We start from the raw sequence: 21,631 nt of genomic DNA on the forward strand, positions 1-21,631 counted from the left end.
TTAACTCCTTGTTGCAAGTGCTATGACTCGTTCATAAGCTCGGCCACTGTGAATGGCTTCGAGAGCTTGTTGGGTGTTATGACGTAAATTTTCCTGTCCATGAATTTTCATTAACAGGGCAACGTTAGCCGCAACGGCATCAGCATGAGCTTTCTTGCCTCGTCCTTGTAACAATAAACTGAGCATTTTACGATTATCCTCGGGTGAACCTCCTTTTAATGCGGATATTGGATGATGTTGTAAACCAAAATCTTCAGCGTTTAATTGATAATGGATAATTTCTCCATCATTAAGCTCTGCAACTTTCGTTGGCGCATGCAGTGCGACTTCATCCATGCCGCCGCTGTGAACAACCGCGGCCCGTTGATAGCCGAGAACCTGTAAAGTGCGGGCAATAGGTTCAACGAGCTCAGGGCTGTAAACGCCAATTAAAGCCAGTGGCGGACGAGCCGGATTAATCAGAGGACCTAATATATTGAACAGCGTCCGGGTTTTCAGTTGTTGACGTACCGGCATTGCATGACGGAATCCAAGATGATACTGCGGTGCAAATAGGAAACAGATGCCGATTTCATCTAGTGCGCTACGGGCACATTCCGCGCTGATATCAAGGGCGATACCAAACGCTGCCAGCAAATCAGAAGAACCGGATTGACTGGAAACGCTGCGGTTGCCATGTTTGGCAACTTTAAGCTGGCAAGTTGCAGCGACAAAAGCACTGGCGGTTGAAATATTGATACTGTTAGTACCATCGCCGCCTGTTCCGGCGATATCGCAGAAAGTGTAATCCGGCCGTGGAAATGGCAGGGCATTTGCCAGTAATGCCTGGGCTGCGCCGGCGATCTCCTGGGGTTGTTCACCACGTAATTTCATGCTGATAAGTACAGCAGCGAGTAGTGATTCACTTAATTCTCCTTGAATAATGGCTGCAAATAGTTGCTGGCTTTCTTGTTGTGTCAGTGTCTGCGCGTTAAACAATTTATTGAAAATAGCCTGCATTTTCATCTCCCTTTTAATTTAGTGCCCAGACCAGCGTTTGTTCAAGCAATTTAGCACCCTGAGTTGTGAGAATCGATTCTGGGTGAAATTGAAATCCACAAACCTTATGTTTGTTGTGACGAACCGCCATAACAGTATCGCCACAACGGGCAGAAATAGTCAGTTCGGATGGAATTTTGTTACCCGCGAGAGAGTGATAACGTGCAACGGGTAGAGGGTTTTCCAGATTAGCGAACATAGCCTGATTATCGTGTTCTGCCAGAGAAGCTTTGCCGTGTAGGATTTCATCAGCAGCGGAAATTTCTCCGCCATAGGCTTCAATAATGGCTTGATGCCCAAGGCAGATGCCGATCACTGGGATTTTGCCGATGATTTGTTGCAGTAATTGAGGCATACAACCTGCGTCAGAGGGTTTACCCGGCCCCGGTGAAAGCATCAATAACGGAGAAGACAGCATTCTTAATTGCTGCATAATCATTTCAGTTGCCACAGTATTGCGGTAGATAACAACCTGATGACCATGATTACGTAATTGATCGACAAGGTTATAGGTAAATGAATCCACGTTGTCGAGTAGAAGAATATTTGCCATCAGAAAATCTCCTCTGCCTGATGAGCTTCAATAATTGCACGAATGACGGCTTTTGCTTTGTTACGAGTTTCTTCGGATTCGGCTAAAGGATCGGAATCCAATACGATACCTGCGCCAACCTGAATAGTCGCTATGCCATCTTCTACGTAAGCAGAGCGAATAACGATACAGTTATCCATATCCCCTTTGCCGGTGAAATAACCAACAGCACCACCATAACTGCCCCGACGTTCACTTTCATAGTGAGCGATAAGTTGCATTGCGCGTACTTTCGGTGCGCCAGTAAGGGTGCCCATATTCATACAAGCTTGATAAGCATGAAAGATGTCCAAATCATGGCGCAATGTTCCCACTACGCGGGAAACCAGATGCATAACAAAAGAGTAGCGATCAACTTTTGTTAGGTCGGCGACATAGCGGCTGCCCGGTTCACAAATGCGAGCCAGGTCATTACGGGCCAAATCAACCAGCATCAGGTGTTCGGCTAATTCTTTATGATCTGTTCGCATCTCCAGTTCGGTCCGGCTATCCAGATCGGCATCTAGCTCGCCGGCTGCATTGCGCCCACGGGGACGGGTACCGGCGATCGGGTAAATTTCAATCTGGCGATTGGATGCATCATATTTAAGCGCGCTTTCAGGAGAAGCGCCAAACAGACAGAAATCTTTGTCTTGCATGAAAAACATGTAGGGACTTGGATTGCGGTATTTAAGCTTTTGATAAGCATGAAGCGGTGCCGGGCAGGGCAGAAAGAAGCGTCTTGATGGCACCACCTGAAAAATATCTCCCTGGCGGATATATTGCTGCAATTGCGCCACCATTTCTGCATAGCCATTATCATCCCGATTGTATGAAACTTTCATGGTTGGCAGAGAGATTTGTTTTACGGGTTCAGTTGGTTCGGTAATGAGTTTCGCTAATGTTTTTAATCGTTGCTTAAGGCGTTGCTCTTCTGCCTGAGAATCGCTGAAAAGGGAGATTTGCAAACGTGCATTTTTATTTTGGTGGTCGATCACCAATAACGTTTCTGCGAGATAAAAACAGAAGTCAGGGCAGCGTTGAACGGTTTTTACGGCGGGCAATGGTTCAAATCCGGCTACCAGATCGTAGGAAAAAAGACCGCCGACAAATATAGCTTCTGCATTATCTGGAGATGAATGCCCTTCCGCCAGTGAAAGCAGAGCACGCAGCGCATCAAATACGGATACCGCTTTCAGACGATTATCTTCATCTATTATTATATTGTGATTGGTTAGCGGGAAGGTAACTTGAAGAACATTATGTGTCATTTCAGATTGGGCGTTGCTGGAAAGTTTGTCAGCCAAAATGGGTAATAAATTCCGGCCATTTTCTGTCAAAGCGTCAAAAGTAACCTGATTGCCGTTGGCGCTGATGCGCAAGGCGCTATCGATAATCAGCAGACTTTTTAAGTTTTTTTTGCTGTTAATTTCCGCAGATTCCAGCAATAAAGTTGCTGGTCGCTCACCGCAGAGTTGATTGAATAGCAGAGTAGGATCGGGTTGATAAGTGGTTTCCTGCTCGATTACTGTAATTTTGGGTTGTTTATCCGTCATTTTTTCGTCCTATTAATAAATTACACATATAAAAAAACCCGCTTATCAGGCGGGTTTTGGTAATTTGGCACTGTTGATTTATGTGCGTGACCGTACCGCCCTTACTAGGAAGTTATGCCACCAACGGATAGACGTCATAAATACAGCCATTTTCAGTGCCTCTTTTGTATTGATATAGATGGTATACAAGACAATATCATTCTCACTCGTGTACTAGTAAACTGGAACGTAATTGGTGTGTCAAGGATTTTTTTGCGCATTTATTAGTTTATGCAGTTAGAGGTAGGGACGATCGTTTTTCTAACCCTATTTTAATATTACTAGAGAAAATTTAAGGTTAATTGGCGGGCATTTTATTACGATGTAACATAAAATATGTCAATAGCCAGAGATTGGCTATTTAATTTTAATAAAATTATTATCTTACTGTCATAAATAACTCATATTATCATTTTACGATATATTCATGATATATATTTAATGAATTAAATATATAAATTATTTTTTATGAAAAAAAGAATTTAGTAATAGAAAAATTTGGTTAAAAGGCAGAACTGGCTGGATTTTGTTTGAGTCAATAGGCAAGAGATTATTAATTTTTATATCTGTATATGAAAAAAAGAGGTTTAACAGATATTACGGTGGGAAGTAACATTCAGGACTCTAATATATTGTGTTATTTAAAATTTGAATCCTTATACAGATAAGCTATGTAATCCTTTGTATTCAATACGTTATAAGTATGCCGGGGGAACAATTTTTAATTTGAATACTTATAGATCTCTACTTAATTTTGGCATAGGTTGCCATGATTTAACTCTCTGATGTTTAAAATAATTGTACTATTAGTGGAGTAAGATATGAGTGAAAATGAACCAAAAGCAGATAGCCAATTAGTGTATGAAACTGATCCACATAAGGTTAAGGACTCGGAAGAAGGTGCAGCGCAAAAAACTTATCGGTTAAATGGTTTTGATCCTAAAACAACAGATGGCGCGTTATCGTATACACCGACAAGACTTGCTAAAACCGTTTTTAATATTTACGAGGAGAACGATGATTTTGGCGTTTTCTGTTATTTATCTGATTGGTCAATCTATGATGCGCGTTTAGTTGACACAGCAAGCGAAGATGATTTTAAAAAGAATGGCGGCAGAAGTGCTGATTTAATGCGCTTTAAAGGCGATAAAGACAAGGGAAAGCCGTTTAAAAGAATTATCTTTAGCTTTGCAGGTATTATTGGCGACCCTGGTGAGAAGAAAACAACTATCATCGCTGCTGCGGGTGTAGATGGATGGCAAATGGGGAATGCTGAACAAGATATTCTTGAGAATCACGAAGGCAAACCTATTCCAATTGATCCCTGGGCTGATGTTGCAGCCTATCTTAATTGTGGTTTTACTCTATGGGCAGGCAATCCTATAGATTTATATCAGCAAGATAAAGCCCAAGGGGTATTAGGAGGTTTACGCTTACTTAGAGACGAAAATCCGGATCTGGAAATTTCTGTTAGCGTTGGCGGTTGGTCAATGAGCGGTGCTTTTTATAAAGTTTGTCGTGATGAGAAACTGCGTCAACGGTTTGTTGACGGTGTTAAAGATTTATACACCAAATTTCCCATGCTAACCCATATTGATCTTGACTGGGAATATCCGGGTTCTGCGGGGGACAATAATGAATACGACGAAGATGATTATAAATATTTTGTTGAGCTAGTTAAGGACTTAAAGAATGCAAACATCAGTAATTTGAAAGGAATTAGTATTGCAGCTTCTGCTGATGTAGAAAAAATCAAAGCAGCGCATATTCCAGAATTGATCGCCGCCGGTGTTAATGAAATCAACTTAATGACTTATGATTTCTTTACATTGGGCGATGGAAAACTTTCTCATCATACCAATCTTTATCGCAATAAGGATGATCAATATTCTAAATACTCAGTCGATGATGCAGTTAATTATCTTATCTCTTTAGGTATTAATAAGAAATTTATTTATATTGGTTATTCTGGCTATACTCGTAATGCCAGAACTGCGGAGTTAGAGAGTAAGGATAATGAACAACTAGTTGGGAAATATACTGATGGAACATCCACGGTAGGGAGTTTCGAACATGGTGTGATTGAATGGACAGATATTATCTATAACTATGTTGATTATGAAAATAAAATAGGCCGTAATGGCTTTACGGTTTTCCACGATAAAACTGCTCAGGCTGATTATCTTTATAATAAAGATCTCAAAGTATTTATGTCATTAGATACGCCTCGTTCAGTCAGGGAAAAAGGTCGCTATGTTAAAGAAAAAGGGCTTGGTGGTTTATTTATTTGGAGCGGCGATCAGGATAATGGTTTGTTAACCAATGCGGCTCATGAAGGATTAGGCCGTAAAGCGGTTAAAAAAGTTATTGACATGGAACCGTTTTATTTCGATGGTGGTGGTGAACTTCCTTCTTACGATAAACCGAAAGAGAAACAGTGTGAAGAATGTAAATTAAATTGAATTTGTACTTGAAAAAATCTCACTATTTAAAGTGGTTATAGGCTCTATAACTGTGCTATTCGAGTGTTTCCGATTAATTAGGTTGGGAATAATAAAATGGATAAATATAAAAGCATTTCTCGTGAAAAACAAAGTATAACAAAAGTATCACCGTTGTTGGCTGCGGCGGCAGAAATAAAACCATCAGCAGCGCCAATATTGCCGACAAGTTATATGTTGTCAAACTCAGAGCAGAAGGAAGATAATTCCACGGTTACTCTGGTTAATACACTCCAGCGTCTGGGTTATAACTCAATTTTTGACATTATTGAAGTATCAAAACAGCGATTTATTAAACGCCATAATGAATCTTTATCGGGTCATGCAGAGGTGATTTTTGATAAAGCAGCGAGTGCGGCTAATCAATTGGTACAAAGTTATCGGCAAAGACAATTGAGAGATTACGATGGCGCATCATTAAAAAAAGCGAGTCATCAGGCAAAATATTCTTCTTATATTAGTGACAATACTGATGATAAAGAAAAATTGCCTGATTATAGCAGTTTATTTCCTGAACCTTGGGATGATTTCTGTCAGCCAAACGCTATTGAGGCTCTTGATAGTCCGGTAAACTATCTGCTTGATCTTTATAAATTTGTACAACAAATAGAATTAGATGGTTCCAATAATGCGGTGGGATTAGAGCAAAGACGCGCTGATATTCCTGATTTATTACTGAATAGTGATAATCTTTATAAAGAAATTACGGCAATATCTATTGTGAATGATGTGTTGTCGAAAAGCGCCAGGGAATATATTGATCAGACGGGCCACGCAGATAAACCGGTTAATCAGGTTTTGGGAGAGACTCGTTTTCCCTTTACATTGCCCTATAATTTGCCTTCTCAACAAATCAATAAAGGTTTGGCTGAAAAAGAGACTGAATTAGGCACGATTATTCAGCAAGTAGATCAACAATTTCCCTGGCATATTTTAACTGAAAAGCGTGATCAGGCTTTGCTTGCCTATACTCAATTAAGTAAGGAACAAATGACTTTACTGACAGAAAAAAGTCCATTTGCACAAAACTTTTTGTCACGTGAGCAACTTATTAACAGCTATTTCAGTGCCAGCACAACAGAAGTATTACCTGAGCGTGATGTTGCAAAACATGCTTATATTATTCATGCTGATGAAAATATCACAGGCCCGACATTGTTGAGTGATAATGTTGATAAAGCCTATGATGAGATTGTCATCACTTGTGAAAATAAAAATAAAGAAACTATAAAAGTTAAACTGCGTGGCGAAAATGTTCTGACTTATAATCGTGTAAAAGCGAGGATGGAACCTTTTAATAATTCATCGCCATTTAGCCGACAGTTAAAATTGACTTATGTAGAAAGTGATAATAGTGATATTGGTAATTTAGATAATGGTCCTTTCTTTGGTGAAATGACAGTTTATGCTGCGGTACCCAAAGAGAACACAAATAATAGTTCGGTAAACATTGAAGGTATTAGTTTCCTGACAATGACTTACCGTTTTGCGATTGCTAAACAAGGTACTTCACAATCAGAATTATTGCCGGAAGCTGAATCATTTTTCCAGAATAATTATGGTATTTCTGCGGATGATAGCGTGAAATTAAAAGGGGTTCTATCTTTTGGTCAACAAACAGGATCGAAAGTGACAGATCTCGAACACTTGTTTAATAGTGGTGATTTTCGGCCTTTAGTTTCGCCAAATGTGGTATTTTCTAATCCTATCTTCGATAGTGGGCAAACATCAGAACACTTTCCTGCACCTTACCATTATGGTGGTGTTTATATAAATACGGGGCAATTGGATGCATTAAGTATTGTAAGAACGAATTCTGGACGTGAAATAGATGCAGTTTCTGATTTTCGTTATGATCGAATGAACCGCTTTATTCGTTTACAGCGTTGGTTATCGTTACCTTATCATCAGCTTGATTTACTGGTAACTTCGGCAATAAAAGCTGAATCCAATAATACCGATCTGGCTATTTCTAATAATACATTGAGAGCTTTGGGTTTATTCCGCCATTTATCGACACAATATAAAGTATTGCCGGAAACGTTTGCTGGATGGATATATCAAATTACGCCATTTGCTATTAGTAATAATATTCCATTTTTTGATCAGCTTTTTAATCAATCTAAACTTTTTGACCAGCCTTTAATTTTGGATGGGAAAGAATTTAACTATGCAGAAAATCAAGGCGATGGAGCAAAAACAGTTAAACAATTGTGTGCAGGGTTAGCTATTTCTTTATCCACGTTTCAAGTGATTGCACCTATCGTTGAGAAAGCGCTGAAACTCTCTTCTGGCAAATTGGTGCGTAATCTTGATGTCATGTCTAGGCTTTATCGCTTGGTGACGATTCCACGATTATTCGGTTTTTCTGCGGAAGATGGATTAATTCTGGCGGATATTTTAACCGATAAAAGCGAATATCTGGCAAATATACCGGCTTTAGGAGAGCAAGATGACATCCTCAGCATCATTACTCAAATGGAGGTTTTAACTTCCTGGTTGGTTAAAACAAAATTGACGCCCATCAAGTTTTCTCTATTATTAGGTAAAACTCAGCTTCCGGTAGTGCCAACAAGTGGCATGTTAACCTTTTATAAGGGAATTTCAGATGGTCTCACTGATAATGTACGTTTACAAGAATCTGATTTTAATCGGCAAGAAATAAACGATATAGATTGGTGGACTGTTCTATCAGATGAACATGGCGTTTTCGATAAGGATAATGGTTTAGTCAAAGATATTCCATTGATATGGGGAAAAACAGATGAAGAATCTCTAAGAAAAGAGATTGAAGATATTGTAAAAGAAAAAGAGATAAACCCAGATAATAATCAAATTAATATTGTCGTGCAGATCATATTGCAAGCTAAAACCGCACAGGAGAGTCTATTATCTAGTGCTATTGCGGGTGAATATGGGGTATCAAGAGATATTGTGCCACTACAATTGCGTTGGTTAGGAAGTAGTGTTTATTCAGTTTTGAAAATGGTGTTAGAGAATACAGCAGAGAAAGTTGAAGATATTAAAAAAGAGTTTCTGGACTTGACTTATAGTCTGTTAGTTTATACTCAATTAATTAATGCATTGAGCATAAGTAATAATTTATTGTTATTGCGCCTGACAAATCCTAAATGGCTTGGGCTAAACATAGATGAAACAACAGAAATATCACTGTCACTAGATGAAATTTTCCTATTGAATCGCTATCAAGATTTACTGGAAAATGCGAAACAAAATGAAGATAAAATTCAGGAGTATTTTACTTTCGCTAACAGTGAGATTGTACCGAAAACAGAAGAGGATGATGACAATTATAAATGTGCGCAATTACTGGCTGAAATATTAGATTGGGACCCTGATGAAATTTATCTTGCTTGTGAAAAAGAAGGATTAGAAAGAAAACGTGCCATGACTTTATCTCAAATAGATTGGATACGACGGCTACAACAATTTTATGTGAAAACCAATTTATCCGTTGAGCCTTTATTAGGTGCTGGCGCACTTGATGTTAATTCAAGTTTTGAAGCTTTCCAAAACATCGGTGAAGCGGTAATGGCTGCATTAAAAGCGCAAGGAGATGATGAGAATGTCTAATTTAATTGAAGCAAAATTACAGGAAAATTTGCGTGATGCATTGGTTGACTATTATCTTGGTCAGATTGTTCCGCATGATACCGCTTTTCAATCTCAGAATGAAAAAATTAAAAACGTTGATGATTTGTATGATTTTCTATTATTAGACACTCAGGTTTCTTCCAAAGTCAAAACAGCCCGTGTCGCGCATGTGACCCAATCGGTACAACAATATATCAACCGTATTGTTTTGAATTTAGAGTCAGGTTTATCCATGACTCAGGAAGAGGCAGACAATTGGCAGGAGTTTGCTAATCGTTACGGTTATTGGTCGGCTAATCAACAACTGGCTATTTACCCAGAAGTTTATGTTGATCCCACATTACGTTTAACTAAAACCGAATTCTTCTTCCAACTTGAAAGTGCGCTTAATCAAGGCAAGCTTACGGATGATGTTGCTCAGAAAGCGATATTAGGATATTTGAATAATTTTGAAGAGGTGAGTAATTTAGAAGTTATTGCTGGTTACGAAGATGGTATTGATATTGCCGATGATAAGATCTATTTCATTGCCAAGACCCGTACTCAACCTTACCGTTATTTTTGGCGAACTTTAGATGCCCAACAACGTAATAATCAGACTGACGAACTCTATCCTACCGCTTGGGGTGAGTGGAAGCTGATTAATGTTCCTTTAGAAAATGCGTATAACGGTATTATTCGTCCGATTATTTTAAATAACCGATTATATATTAGTTGGTTTGAAGTTTCTGAAGAAAAACAAGATGATAGTACTAAATATCGCACAAAACTTAATTTAGCTCATTTGGCATTTGATGGTACCTGGAGTACCGGCACTACTGTTCGTGAAGATTTACTTGATCACTCTATGAAAGAGTTGATTGCGGTGCTCGACCGTACCGGAGACGTTGAACGTTTAGCGTTGGTCGCATTTGTGCGCTTAAAAGGTACGGATCAGGGAACGCCGTATGATTATGATGAAGTTTTCACTTATGTTTGTGATAACTTATTAATGGAAGCAACGGATTTGCCTAAATCCACTTCAAGGTTATCTGATCTGGATGCATATGGCGCTGCTTTAGTCTGGTTCTATTTTCGGGAACCTTCGAATGGCGGGCCAGAGGAATATAAGCAATTAGTTCTTTATCCCGTAAATAATAATATGAAGTGGCCGATAGCCGAACCACCAACATTTGAAGGACAATTAGGTAAAATAGACGATTTCAAGCTGGATGCGACTTATGTTGATGGGACATTGAATATGTATTTGACGTCCACTTCAACGTATCAATATGATTTTAGCATAAGTAAAAATATCCTTTATTGTATTTGGCTGGAAGATAGCAACGGTGAACGCTGTTGGCTTGATTATAAAATACTGACTCCAGAAGATTATAATCCAAAATTAAGTGTGGCATTGAATCGGTGTGATCGAAATGATGTGATGGTTGTTACAGGTTTTAGTCTGCCGTCAGAAACTGGAGCTGATATTGCCGGCAGAATTAAGACTAAACTGAGTGTAGGTAAATCGCTTCGTGCCAAGGTCCAGATTAAACAGACTAAACAAACTCAATATTTACAATTTCCAAAAGAAGAACAGCCAGAGGAGCAGCCAGAAAGTTGGTATTCTGACAAAGCGATTCGTTTAAATACCCTTTTTGCAAAAGAATTAATTAGTAAGGCGAGTCAAAAACTGGACAAAGTTCTCAGTTGGGAAACTCAAAACATTCATGAAGAGCCGATTACCGGCAATGTTTCAAAACCTATCGACCTTAAAGGGGCAAATGGTATTTATTTCTGGGAATTATTCTTCCATATGCCATTTATGGTGGCCTGGCGGTTTAATGTCGAACAGCGTTATGAAGAAGCCAGTCGCTGGATAAAGTTTATTTTTAATCCTTTTGAAAGTAATGATGAACCGGCGTTGGAACAAGATAAGCCGCGTTATTGGAATAGTCGTCCGATAATTGATGAGCCCAAGAGATTACGTAGTCTGATAGAGCCGGCTGATCCTGATGCAATTTCTGCCAGTGAACCTATTCATTATCGTAAAGCTATTTTTAACTTCTATGTTAAGAATGTTATCGATCAGGGTGATATGGAATATCGCAAGTTACAGCCTACTGCCAGAACGTTGGCGCGTCTGAGCTATGCAACGGCAAGTTCATTATTAGGCGCGCGTCCTGATCTTCAATTAGCCAGTTCCTGGCAGCCGATAACCCTTGAGGATGCATCCTATAAGAAGAGTAGCGCCGTGCGTGCATTGGAGATGATCAGTTATCCTTTGCCTTATGCCCCGGTGGTTCATGATAAAACGATTCGTGCGCTGGATAATGATCTCTTTATGAAACCTATTAATGAAGAGTTAACGGCCCTGTGGGATAAAATAGAAAACCGGATTTACAATTTACGCCATAATTTAACCCTAGATGGTAAAGAAATTTCTATGGATCTTTATGATTCGAAAATTTCTCCTCGTGGATTAATGAATCAGCGTTATCAGCGGGTTGTTGCTGCCAGAAATGCCAGCAAAATGAATTTCAGAGTACCAAATTATCGTTTTGAGCCGATGTTGGCGCGGGCGAAATCGGGCGTCGATACGTTGATACAATTTGGCAGCACGTTGTTAAGCTTGTTGGAACGGAAAGATAATTTGAGTTTTGAATCATTTCAGATGGTTCAGAATAATGATCTCTACCGTTTTGCTGTTGACCTCCAGCAACAAGATATCAATATTAATCAGGCCAGTCTTGATGCGTTGCAGGTGAGCAAACAATCTGCTCAAGAGCGGTACGAACATTATAAAAGTCTTTATGATGAAAATATTTCGTCAACGGAACAGCAGGTTATTGAATTACAGGCTCAAGCATCTTCTGCTTTATTAGCTTCACAGGTATCAAGAACGGCGGCGGCGGCCCTGGATTTAGTTCCCAATATTTATGGATTGGCAGTTGGGGGTTCACATTGGGGGGCAGCTTTAAATGCGGTTGCTGAAATAGCAACTTTGAAACATCAGTCTGATAGTACTAAAGCTGACAGCCTCAGTGTTTCTGAATCTTATCGCCGTCGCCGGCAGGAGTGGGAGCTGCAATATAAACAGGCTGAATGGGAAGCAAAATCTATTGATCAGCAGATTAATATTCAGCAGTTGCAGGTCAGTGCCGCACGTAAGCGTTTGGCGCAAGTTGAAGCGCAACAACAACAATCTCAGGCACTGTTGGCTTATTTCTCCAGCCGTTTTACTAATGAAAGTTTATATACTTGGATGATTAGCCAGATCTCAAGCCTTTATTTACAGGCTTATGATGCTGTTTCATCTCTGTGTTTATCCGCACAAGCTTCTTTACAGTATGAACTCGGGCTAGGCGAGCAGAATTTTATTGATGGCGCGAGTTGGAATGATCTCTACCAAGGGTTGTTGGTCGGTGAAAATTTGAAATTGGCTCTGCAACGTATGGAACGTACTTATGTTGAGCAAAATTCACGTAAATTAGAAATTATCAAAACGATTTCGCTTAAATCTTTATTAGGCGAGTCTTGGGATAGTGACCTCAAGAAGTTGAAAAATCATGAAAAGATTGATTTTAATCTAGATGAAACTAAACATTTTGTTCCGGATTATACTGGCTTATTTAATCGGAGGATTAAATCTGTTTCAGTGACATTGCCTATGTTAATTGGGCCTTATGAAGATATTTGCGCTAAATTAAGCTTGTCGGGTGTGAGCAGTTATACGACAAAAGCAGATCTCAAAACTGTTGAAAAGATGTTAAAAGAAGGAATTCGGGCGGAAACGCCTTATACGGTCCGCAGCATACAACCTAATCAACAAATCGCTTTATCTACGGGTATTAATGATAGCGGAATGTTTACGCTTAATTTCGATGATGAACGTTTCTTACCCTTTGAAGGCGTAGGGGTAGGATCGAGTTGGAATTTCCAATTTACCAATACCTCGCAGGATTTAGAAAGTTTGAACGATATTATTCTTCATATTCGATATACCGCGCAGGAAGGGTCTGCATCATTTGGCACGGCTGTTAAAGCATTATTGAACAAGGAAAACCCAGATTTGGCATGACGAGAATTAAGAATTAAATGAATCAGTCATCTGAATTTAAAGTTCTTACTCGTTATCATTAACATTCAAATTAGCCTCTTCTATTTATGTGGAGGCTAAATATAAATCGCATTGGAGTTTATAAATGGTAAACAAATATACTTATACCTCATCGAAATCCATGTCCGACATAAGTGATATTATTGGTGAACCATTAACCGCATGGAATAATCAGGCAGGGGGCCAAGTTTATAATGTTATTTTTAATAGTGGTGTTTATACCAATACCTATTGGGTTGAGCGCTGGCATATTCCCGATCCTGAGGCTAAAGAGGGAACACCGCATAATGCCTGGAAATATATTCGTCAGGCGACGGACGAAGAGATAAAACAACATGGAAATCCTACCGATGGGCGTGTTGACCCAACCGAAGATATTCCTTCACCAGTTTTACAACCGGATGCTATTACAGAACAAACCTATCAACGGCCGGATGTTAATTTTAAACCGGATGGTTCAGCGGGCAACCTTTCTTATACTGCGACGCGTGTTTGCCGCCCGATGTTTAATGAATATGAAAGCGATAAATCCAGACCGAAACTTTCTGCTTATATTACTGATTGGTGCCAATATGATGCGCGTTTAGATGGTGAGGATAAAGGGGCGGATTATCGGGGCAGAGGATTTGATTTAAGTACTATCAATGTGACTGCCTATGATAAATTAATATTCAGCTTTTTGGGTATTTACGGTGATACTGGCGTAAAAGGAGATAAGATCAAAGAAGTGGCGGAGGGTTGGAATAGCCAGAGTGAAATAAAAATTACGGAAGGCCATATTGTTCCACTTGATCCTTATGGTGATTTAGGGACTGCCCGTAATGTGGGATTACCGAAAGAAAGTGCGAATACTGATATCGGGCCAGGAACATTTTTGCCTTATTATCAACAAAAGAGAGCTTCGGGTTTATTAGGTGGGTTACGCGAATTGCAAAAAACGGCGCGTTTAGCGGGCCATAAACTTGAATTAGCTTTTAGTATTGGCGGCTGGAGTATGTCCGGTTATTTCTCCGTGATGGCCGCTGATGAGACAAAACGTGGCGTTTTTGTTAGCAGTATTGTTGATTTTTTTGAGCGCTTTCCTATGTTCAGTTGTGTCGATATTGACTGGGAATATCCCGGCAGCCCAGGTGAGGAGGGTAATATTTATGATCCGGAAAAAGATGGAGAACATTACGCTCTGTTAATTAAAGAATTACGTCAGTCTTTGGATAGTCGATTTGGGCGAGAGGATAGAAAAGAGATCTCTATTGCTTGTAGTGGTGTAAAAACGAAATTAGCAACATCCAATATTGCTGAATTAGTCAAAAATGGTCTGGATAATATTTTCTTAATGAGTTACGACTATTTTGGTACCGGGTGGGCCCCTTATATCGGTCACCATACGAATCTCTATTCGCCAAAAGATCCTGATCCATCAGGTGAGTCTGATTTATCCGCGGAAGTGGCTATTAATTACTTACATCAGGAGCTTGGCGTACCTTTGGAAAAAATTCATTTAGGCTATGCTAACTATGGTCGTGCAGGCAAAGGGGCAAATCTTGAAACGCGCGGATATAATAAACCTGGCGATGCGTTAGGAACAATGGAAAAAGGTTCACCTGAATTCTTTGATATTGTTAATAATTATCTGGATAGTGAACACACTCTCGCTACCGGGAAAAATGGTTTTGTGTTAATGACGGATACCAATGCTGATGCCGATTTCTTGTTTAGTGAAAAAGAGGGGCACTTTATTTCATTAGATACCCCTCGCACAGTGAAGCAAAAAGCGGAATACGTCGCTAAGAATAAATTGGGCGGCATATTTTCTTGGTCGGGCGATCAAGATTGCGGCTTGTTGGCGAATGCAGCCAGAGAAGGAGTGGGCTATGTTGCTAAATCTAATGATGAAACCATCGACATGGGGCCACTTTATAATCCGGGTCAGCCCTATTATTTGAAATCTATTGGCGAGATGAAGAAAAACGCTGATTAATTCTTCTTTGCCAGTAAAAAGGGATATCATTTTTCTTATCCGTCAATTTTTTCATTCTTAAAATAATCATGTTCAGCCTGACATTTTAGGGCTGAACATCGTTCTTTCTGTAAAACGCCCCCATTTACCGTTAAGCTATCCCATCGCGTATTTGGGCAGAGAAAAGAATAATGACAAATTCAGTCACTGAATGGGTGACAATTTACGATCTTCATAGCCATACGACCGCATCGGATGGCTTACTTTCACCGTCAGAGTTGGCCGAACGAGCGGTGGCAATGGGCGTTAATGTCTTGGCTGTGACTGATCACGATACGACGGATGCTATTTTGCCAGCCCATGAATATATCAACCAACATGATTTGCCATTAAAGCTCATATCTGGGGTTGAAATATCCACTCTGTGGGAAAATATGGAGATTCACATTGTTGGTTTGAATATTGATATTCAATCAAATGCAATGGTCACATTACTCAGAAAACAAACTGAGCTCAGAAAAGAGAGAGGAATTGAGATAGGTCGCAAATTGGCAAAGGTGGGTATTCCCGATGCTTGGGAGGCGGCTAATCGGTTAGCGAATGGTGGACAAGTGACACGAGGCCATTTTGCCCGTTATTTAATTGAAATAGGCAGGGAGCCAACAGTGGCGAAAATATTTAAAAAGTATCTGGCAAAGGGAAAAATCGGATACGTCCCACCGCAATGGTGTACAATTGAACAAGCTATTGATGCCATTCATCAATCAGGTGGTCAAGCAGTCATCGCTCATCCGGGACGATATGATTTATCGACCAAATGGTTGAAGCGTCTGATTGTCTGGTTTAAACAACATGGTGGTGATGCGATGGAAGTTGCACAGTGCCAGCAGGCGTCTAACGAGCGGCAATATCTCGGTCAATTATCGCGGGAATATGATTTGATGGCTTCGTTAGGTTCTGATTTTCACCAGCCTTGTTCATGGATAGAGCTAGGGCGTAAATTGTGGTTGCCCGGTGATGTGGTACCAATATGGCGTAACTGGTCACTGTAGGGGCTGCATAAAATTAAGAGGTAATTTATGAGCCAGTTTTTTTATATTCATCCTGATAATCCGCAACCGCGTTTAATAGGGCAAAGTGTGGATGTGCTTAAAAAGGGTGGGGTGGTTGTTTACCCTACTGATTCCGGTTATGCGATTGGTTGCCATCTGGAAGATAAAGATTCGATGACTCGGATATGTCGTATTCGCCAGTTAGACAGTCATCATAATTTCACCTTAATGTGCCGAGATTTGTCGGAGATATCGACCTATGCTTATGTCGATAATTCGGCTTTTCGTCTGATTAAGAATAATACACCGGGCAATTACACGTTTATTTTGCGTGCGACGAAAGAAGTGCCTCGTCGTTTGATGAATGATAAGCGGAAAACCATCGGGTTACGTGTTCCATCTAATCCAATTGCCTTGGCGCTTCTTGAACAAGTGGGGGAGCCATTGATGTCCACTAGCTTGATTTTGCCAGGCAATGATTTTGCTGAATCTGATCCTGAAGAAATTAAAGATAATTTGGGAAAACTGGTTGATCTAATTATTCATGGAGGATATTTAGGGCAACAACCGACCACTGTAATTGATTTAACGGAAGATACGCCAGTTGTAATACGGGAAGGTGCCGGCAATATCACACCATTCTTATAAGCTATGTCGTAATTATTTTCAGAATCTATATAAAGCCTGTGTATTATATACGGGCTTTATATTTTTGATTTTTTAATTGAATTGGAACGGTTATTATTATTTCGAATTATTAATACTGATTCAATAAAATAGAACTATCATTTATTTAATAATTAAGTTGATTTTAATAGCGTAATAAGGAAATATTTACCGCACCTAAGATAAGTTTATTTGCTAATTATTTAATCATACTATTAGGTATAAAACTTTGGGCTGGTTATTTAATATAAATAACAGCATAAGGTTATCCATTCATTATAAGATCAAGGGATATTGAAAATGTCAGTTGTTAATTTCTCCGATAAACCAGTTTATGTCGCTAATGTTCATACATGGCCGAAATCACCGGATAGGGATTTAATCGCATGTGGACGTGACGCATATACTGAAAAATCAGTGCAAGAAGCATTGAGCGGAGATCCTGATAAAGCGGTAAAATTAAGTGAATTAAATGATATTTTGGCTACCTGTGAACCTTTTGACTTTAAAGGCGTCACTTTATATGCAAAAGATCCGGTATTGGCCTTAATTAAAGCGTTATCAGCGAAGAGTGCCTATTTAATCGATGATTCATATCCTCCTGAGCAATGGCAAAGTGGGGGAGTTGACAAACATAAGCGTATTAAAGATTTTATTGAATCCCCAAGTATGTTTATTAAAGGGGTAGAGATGATCGATATGGGCCAGCTTTATCTTGGTAATTGCGGCTTTGTTAGCGCCATTGGGGCAATTGCATCCCATCCTGAAGGGCATAATGTGTTATTTTCTGCTATCTATCCGCCGGTTTATAATCCAACGGGCGTTTATTCGATCAGAATCATCAATCAATCGATGATTGGTTATTTATTGATTGATGATGATCTGCCACGAGTCAGTTTTTCTGCTATGGAAGATAAAAATGAGTTTTGGTATTACCTAATTGAAAAAGCATTTGCGAAATTGCATGGAAGCTATGAGAATTTAGGCGGCGGTAATGAAATCTATTTTGGTATAGAATCAACAGCAAATACCAGTATTAATCAGGATAATAAAGATCGTATTTGGGATGAGAAATTTATCGATATCTTTACAGTAAAACATCATGTGACTTATCAAGGAACCGGCTCGTCTACGGATTTGGTATCAGGTCATGCCTATTTAATATTAGATGCTCAGCAATGGAATGATATTAAATTGGTACGATTGCATAATCCGTGGAATGTCGTTAAATACAAAGGTCCATATTCTCCCGGTTCTGCTGAATGGGATAATATTCCAGAAGAAATACAAAATGATATATTCCAGAATAACCGATTTGAGGGGAAATCATTCTGGATGCCATATGATCTCTATGTTAAAAATTTGCCAAAAATTAGTGATATGTATCTTAGTGAAACACTTCCTGATTCACTGAAAAGTATTGCAAATCCATCACCAATTCAAGAGTGATAGGATATCGCTCTTTACTAAGGTTGACTTTTAATCCATTAATTTAATATTAGTGCTTGGTGTTAATGGAAATTTAAATAAAAATCAATGAAATGGTGGCCTGAAATTTATAATTTAGGGCCACTTCTATATTATTCAAAATTATATATTATTAATTATTTGATAATTGAAAGAATGGGTGAGTTAAATAATTATAAAAATCTTACTATTCCTTGGGATTAATGACTTTATTATATTTGGGTTTTTTTGATCTTTTGAGGATTAGAGCCGCTTATTTTCTGTAGCTATATTTTAGTCCAATTGGTGCAGTAATATCTCTGTCTTTTTCTGAGCAAATTCAATGTTGAGTGATAAATAGATACATTTATTAGCATCATTGATTTTAAAATTCGTGTAGAATGCGTAACTACGGAATTAGAATGTATGGTGTATTTTCTGACATTCTATGCTATCAAATGTATTAAAATCAGTTTGTTATGATTGAATTTTACCATAACGCATTGATTGATATATAACACGACGCCTGTGAAGGCGACAATAGAGGTTGCTCAATGAGCGGTAAGACACAGAAATCTGAAAAGTTACAGAAAATCCTCGCGCGTTCCGGCCACGGTTCCCGCCGCGAAATAGAAGGTTATATTCAACAGGGGCGCGTCAGCGTTGACGGTAAGATTGCCACTTTAGGCGATCGCCTTGAAGTTCAGCCCGCCACGAAAATCCGCCTTGATGGACGGATATTAAATATCAAAGAATTACAAAAAGCGGTTTGCCGTGTTCTGGCTTATTACAAACCAGAGGGTGAGCTTTGTACTCGTCATGATCCAGAAGGGCGGCCAACCGTTTTTGATCGTCTGCCTAAATTGCTAGGTTCCCGCTGGATAGCGGTCGGGCGTCTGGATGTGAATACCTGTGGTTTGTTGCTGTTTACCACGGATGGGGAGCTGGCTAATCGCTTGATGCATCCAAGCCGTGAAGTTGAACGCGAATATGCTGTCCGTGTCTTTGGTGAAGTTGATGATGCTAAAGTGAGGCAATTGGCTAAGGGGATTCAACTGGAAGATGGTCCCGCTTCATTCCGCACTATCGCGTTTAAAGGCGGCGAGGGGATGAATCAATGGTATAACGTCACGCTGACAGAAGGACGTAATCGGGAGGTTCGTCGTCTTTGGGAAGCGGTTGATGTACAGGTGAGCCGCCTTATTCGTGTGCGTTATGGCGATATTGGCTTGCCAAAAGGTTTACCACGTGGGGGGTGGACAGAATTGGGTCTGGAGCAAATCAACTACTTGCGTCAATTAGTGGGTTTGAATGAAGAGACGGTTTCTAAAGTGGCAGTGGGACCTGATCAACGTCGTCTTAAAGCTAACCAGATCCGCCGAGCGGTTAAACGCCATGCTCAAGTCGCATCGCGTCCATCGGCAGGAAAACGTCCAGGTAGTTCACGCCAGAAGGCGGGGCGAACGACCTCACCAAAAGGCCGTTAAGTTTTTTGGGCCTCGTGTCATAACGGGGCCTTTTTACCAATCTATCCCTTTTTGAGCCTTAATGCCGGCGTCAAAGGCATGCTTTACCGGGCGCATCTCTGTGACGGTATCTGCCATTTCCAATAATTCACGGTGACAACCACGACCGGTGATGATAACGGATTGGTGCTCCGGTCGGTGTTTGAGCGCAGTAACAACTTCTTCCAGCGGAAGATAGCCATAGCTCACCATATAAGTCAGTTCATCCAGGACAACCAGATCCAAATTCGGATCAGATAACATCTCTAACGCATGGCGCCATACTTGACGGCAGGCTACAGTGTCCGTTTCCCGGCTTTGAGTCTCCCAGGTAAAACCTGTCGCCATAACGTGGAAATTCACTCCATGTTGTTCCAGCAGATTTTTCTCGCCATTCGCCCATTTACCCTTGATAAACTGAATCACGCCGGCTCGAAATCCATGACCTATCGCACGGGTCACTGTGCCAAATGCAGCGGTGGTTTTGCCTTTGCCATTGCCGGTAAAAACGATAAGAATACCCCGTTCTAACTGGGCTGCTTCAATACGGGAATCCACTTTTTCTTTTAGACGTTGTTGCCTTTTTTGATGCTGGTTGTCATTGATTGTCATTATTCGGCTGGTCCTGTTTTGCGTCCAGGTTGTGCATCAAAACTGATGCCTGTTTTATGCAGACTATCGCTGCCCATAAGGTAAAGATACAGCGGCATAATATCTGCCGGTGTTTTCAGTTTAGCAGAATTTTCGTTAGGGAATGCACGGGCGCGCATATTCGTGCGTGTACCGCCGGGATTAATACAGTTAACGCGTAGAGAAGTGTGTTTATATTCTTTGGCTAAAACTTGCATCATGCCTTCGGTTGCAAATTTAGAGGCAGAATAGGCTCCCCAACCACAACGGCCTTCGCGGCCAACGCTCGAACTGGTAAAGATTAATGATCCGTCAGGGGACTTCAATAGTAGTGGCAGCAACGCTTGAGTTAGCATAAAAGTCGCATTGACATTGACTTGCATAACATCATGCCATAATTGCACTGGCTGCTCTGCCATCGGTGCGACAGCCCCAAGTAATCCGGCATTATGTAATACACCATCCAGACGCGGATAATGTTGCGCTAAATTGTCAGCGAATGCCTGGCACTCTTCGGCTGTGACGGTAAGCAGATCCATTGTGTGAATAGTTGCAGGGGCGCCACCTGCTTGTTCAATCTCTTTTTGGACAGCTTCCAGTTTGTGTGTTGTTCTGCCAAGTAAGATCACCTGTGCACCGTGGCGTGCATAGGTCAAAGCCGCTTCACGACCAATACCCTCTCCAGCGCCGGTCACCAAAATAATACGTTGTTGTAGAAGGTCATGTTTTGGTTGGTAATGTAACATTTGAAGATTCCCTGTTGTTGACGGCGCGATTTATTACCGTCGGAGGCCGTTCGGGCTATCAAAACAGAAAGTTATATATTGAGTCAAATTTGCCAAGGTTGATTGTTCAGGGTATAAACGGAAAACATTGCGGGCGTCGTTAGCTTTACTTTGTTTACAATAAGGCGAAGGGGCCTCTAAGGGTAGAGGCTTGCCATGCTCACTTTAAGT

Annotated in this window: 13 protein-coding genes and 1 other annotated feature; of the genes, 8 read left to right on the top strand and 5 right to left on the bottom strand. The window is 40.2% G+C overall.

The window, feature by feature from the left end:
* Genes trpD through OO184_RS01060 form a run of 3 tightly spaced genes read right to left on the bottom strand, consistent with a single transcriptional unit; the run spans position 1 to position 3,165 of the window.
* Positions 1 to 999: an anthranilate phosphoribosyltransferase gene (gene trpD, locus OO184_RS01050; protein ID WP_265377606.1), complete on the bottom strand. Its 999-nt coding sequence runs from the start codon at positions 997 to 999 to the stop codon at positions 1 to 3.
* Between the two features lie 13 nt (positions 1,000 to 1,012).
* Positions 1,013 to 1,591, bottom strand: a complete 579-nt coding sequence (locus OO184_RS01055) for a glutamine amidotransferase-related protein (RefSeq protein WP_265377607.1) — start codon at positions 1,589 to 1,591, stop codon at positions 1,013 to 1,015.
* A complete protein-coding gene (locus tag OO184_RS01060; RefSeq protein ID WP_265377608.1) occupies positions 1,591 to 3,165 on the bottom strand; it encodes an anthranilate synthase component 1 in 1,575 nt (524 codons plus the stop codon). Before OO184_RS01060 ends, OO184_RS01055 begins: the two co-directional genes overlap by 1 nt.
* 28 nt (positions 3,166 to 3,193) lie before the next feature.
* Positions 3,194 to 3,294 (bottom strand) — a sequence feature (Trp leader region).
* 731 nt (positions 3,295 to 4,025) lie between these two features.
* On the opposite strand from OO184_RS01060, the gene OO184_RS01065 reads away from it, so the two are divergent.
* The 8 genes from OO184_RS01065 (at position 4,026) to rluB (ending at position 20,027) form a co-directional block, all read left to right on the top strand.
* Positions 4,026 to 5,666, top strand: coding sequence for a glycoside hydrolase family 18 protein (locus OO184_RS01065; protein WP_265377609.1), 1,641 nt, complete (start codon positions 4,026 to 4,028; stop codon positions 5,664 to 5,666).
* A 96-nt stretch (positions 5,667 to 5,762) separates the two neighbouring features.
* Positions 5,763 to 9,299 carry a Tc toxin subunit A gene (locus tag OO184_RS01070; RefSeq protein WP_265377610.1) on the top strand — a complete coding sequence of 1,179 codons (3,537 nt, stop codon included), beginning with the start codon at positions 5,763 to 5,765 and terminating at the stop codon, positions 9,297 to 9,299.
* Entirely contained in the window at positions 9,292 to 13,380 is a 4,089-nt protein-coding gene (locus OO184_RS01075; RefSeq protein ID WP_265377611.1) for a Tc toxin subunit A-related protein, read from the top strand. The genes OO184_RS01070 and OO184_RS01075 overlap by 8 nt, the downstream gene beginning before the upstream one ends.
* A 124-nt stretch (positions 13,381 to 13,504) precedes the next feature.
* Positions 13,505 to 15,397 carry a glycoside hydrolase family 18 protein gene (locus OO184_RS01080; protein ID WP_265377612.1) on the top strand — a complete coding sequence of 631 codons (1,893 nt, stop codon included), beginning with the start codon at positions 13,505 to 13,507 and terminating at the stop codon, positions 15,395 to 15,397.
* A 170-nt stretch (positions 15,398 to 15,567) separates the two neighbouring features.
* Positions 15,568 to 16,428 carry an RNase RNM gene (gene rnm, locus OO184_RS01085; protein ID WP_265377613.1) on the top strand — a complete coding sequence of 287 codons (861 nt, stop codon included), beginning with the start codon at positions 15,568 to 15,570 and terminating at the stop codon, positions 16,426 to 16,428.
* Positions 16,429 to 16,455: 27 nt separating this feature from the next.
* Positions 16,456 to 17,076, top strand: coding sequence for an L-threonylcarbamoyladenylate synthase (locus OO184_RS01090; RefSeq protein WP_036805745.1), 621 nt, complete (start codon positions 16,456 to 16,458; stop codon positions 17,074 to 17,076).
* Between the two features lie 318 nt (positions 17,077 to 17,394).
* On the top strand, positions 17,395 to 18,543 hold the full coding sequence (locus OO184_RS01095) for a C2 family cysteine protease (protein ID WP_265377614.1): 1,149 nt from the start codon (positions 17,395 to 17,397) through the stop codon (positions 18,541 to 18,543).
* Positions 18,544 to 19,094: 551 nt separating this feature from the next.
* On the top strand, positions 19,095 to 20,027 hold the full coding sequence (gene rluB, locus OO184_RS01100; RefSeq protein WP_265377615.1) for a 23S rRNA pseudouridine(2605) synthase RluB: 933 nt from the start codon (positions 19,095 to 19,097) through the stop codon (positions 20,025 to 20,027).
* A gap of 33 nt (positions 20,028 to 20,060) precedes the next feature.
* Here the strand turns inward: rluB and cobO are convergent, their stop codons facing one another.
* Together cobO and OO184_RS01110 are read right to left on the bottom strand one after the other, a co-directional pair.
* Positions 20,061 to 20,657 (bottom strand): cob(I)yrinic acid a,c-diamide adenosyltransferase, encoded by a 597-nt coding sequence (cobO, locus tag OO184_RS01105; protein WP_283256178.1) that lies wholly within the window; start codon positions 20,655 to 20,657, stop codon positions 20,061 to 20,063.
* Positions 20,657 to 21,421 carry a YciK family oxidoreductase gene (locus OO184_RS01110; RefSeq protein WP_265377616.1) on the bottom strand — a complete coding sequence of 255 codons (765 nt, stop codon included), beginning with the start codon at positions 21,419 to 21,421 and terminating at the stop codon, positions 20,657 to 20,659. The genes cobO and OO184_RS01110 overlap by 1 nt, the downstream gene beginning before the upstream one ends.
* Positions 21,422 to 21,631: the final 210 nt, after the last annotated feature.

The organism is Photorhabdus aballayi (assembly GCF_026153155.1).
Lineage (GTDB): Bacteria > Pseudomonadota > Gammaproteobacteria > Enterobacterales > Enterobacteriaceae > Photorhabdus > Photorhabdus luminescens.